This window comes from Acinetobacter sp. YH12058, from assembly GCF_013419805.1.
In the GTDB taxonomy this organism is placed as follows: domain Bacteria; phylum Pseudomonadota; class Gammaproteobacteria; order Pseudomonadales; family Moraxellaceae; genus Acinetobacter; species Acinetobacter towneri.
Genome location: NZ_VOZL01000068.1, coordinates 1 through 1,029, shown reverse-complemented (window position 1 = coordinate 1,029; position 1,029 = coordinate 1). Strand labels below are relative to the sequence as shown.

Genomic DNA, 1,029 nt, shown 5'->3' with positions numbered 1-1,029 from the left:
TAATATGAATACGCAAACAATAAAATCATAAGATATTGTTTATACAATAGGGTCTGTTGACATTTGTTGATTAAAAAAATAGCGAGATAGTAAAATTAAATCGCCAAACCCAATTTTACACTCGCTATGCCTCGAACAATGCTAAATGATCAACACTGGTCCAAGTTACTTGCTATTTTCCGTCACTTTAATATTTATCTCAAATTAAATTTACGGAATTTTATTGAAGCGATTTTATTTCGAATTAGAACAGGCTGTCCTTGGCGTGATTTACCTCAAGAGTTTGGTAAATCAAATTCTATTTTTAAGAAATATAATCGATGGTCTAAAAATAGTAAGTTTATGAATATTTTTAAATTATTCAGCCAGCATGCTGATAAAGAGTGGATTTTTATCGATGGGAGCCATGTACGAGCGCATCAACATTCAGCTGGTATTAAGAATCAAAGTATTTCCAAAAGTATTGGTGGTAATAGTTCAAAAATACATTTAGCAATCGATTCAAATGGTAATCCTATTGAATTTATTATTTCAGATGGAACTTCACATGATATTAAGGTTGCACCTGATCTTGTATCAAAATTAGATTTAACAGAGTCAGAAATGCTATGTGCAGATAAAGGCTATGATTCAGAAAGTTTCAGAAAGAAAATTAGAGAAAGTAATACGAAAGCAAACATTCCTCGAAGATCAAATGCCAAATCTAGCAATGATGATATGGACTGGTATATGTATAAAATCAGACATTTAGCTGAAAATGCATTTTGTAGATTAAAACAATTTAGAGGAATTGCCACAAGATACGATAAGCTAAAACGTAACTATCAAAGCGCTGTTGCTTTAGCTTGTATATTTATATGGTTGCCTCTTTAGCTCAATTTATCGGCTGTAAATGTCAACACACCCTAAAAAAGCCCATCACTGATGGGCTTTTTTATTTTACTCATATTTGACGATTATTTTGCCTTGATGGTGTAACAAGGGGCCAACTCTAAAGAGATATCACCACCGCTTAACTTCGCCGTTTGA

At 32.5% G+C, this 1,029-nt stretch carries 1 protein-coding gene; it reads left to right on the top strand.

Translation table 11 applies throughout. From position 1 onward, the window contains the following. Positions 1 to 126 precede the first annotated feature (126 nt). Positions 127 to 873, top strand: a complete 747-nt coding sequence (locus FTU09_RS13745) for an IS5 family transposase (RefSeq protein ID WP_180080607.1) — start codon at positions 127 to 129, stop codon at positions 871 to 873. Positions 874 to 1,029 lie beyond the last annotated feature (156 nt).